Origin of the sequence: Segatella copri (assembly GCF_002224675.1) — a bacterium.
Lineage (GTDB): Bacteria > Bacteroidota > Bacteroidia > Bacteroidales > Bacteroidaceae > Prevotella > Prevotella copri_U.
The window spans coordinates 1-558 of record NZ_NMPZ01000086.1 but is presented as its reverse complement, the minus strand read 5'-3'; the positions used below and the strand labels follow the sequence as shown (position 1 = coordinate 558).

General features: G+C 45.9%; 1 protein-coding gene. It reads right to left on the bottom strand.

Annotated features, from left to right (window positions below):
- A partial coding sequence (locus CFT61_RS16445; protein WP_254919018.1) for an Arm DNA-binding domain-containing protein occupies positions 1–395 on the bottom strand: 395 nt, incomplete at its 3' end.
- Positions 396–558 lie beyond the last annotated feature (163 nt).

Sequence of the window (558 nt, the reverse complement as noted above, 5' to 3'; positions counted from 1 at the left end):
TGCCATGTTCGCTTGTGCAGAAAGGTTTGTCTGGCTTTTGAGGTTCGATACCATTCCACGATGGTATCACCAAAGTTCAGCAAGAACCTTCCTGTCGTGTCCTTGTCCTTCAACACTGCCTTCAGCATTTCCACGGTGATGATGCCGTTGGTGGAAAGAAGTGAGTTGTATTTATCCTTGACCTCAGCAAGGAAACTTGCCAATCGTCCGTTGTCCCTTGCGTTCCGTACCTCTCCCTTCTTGGCGTTCCACTCCTGTGGGGTACAGGATATGCCTGTGGAAATGGCTGCACTTTTGCCGTCAACGGTGATGCGGCAAAGTATGTTGGCTGTTCCGTCTGCCTTCACCTTCTGTCTGTTGATGTAAGGCAAAATTGAAAATGTACTTCTGCTCATAGTTGTTGTCCTTATAATATAATAATGTAGTTGAACTGTGAAAAGAAAAGTTGAAAGCCTTGTTCATAATGCGAGAATAAAGTCCTTCTCGGTTGCAGCGATGAACTTGTCCATGTCCTCAAACAGCTTCTTTTGGGTTACTCTCGCATATCGCTGCGTCATC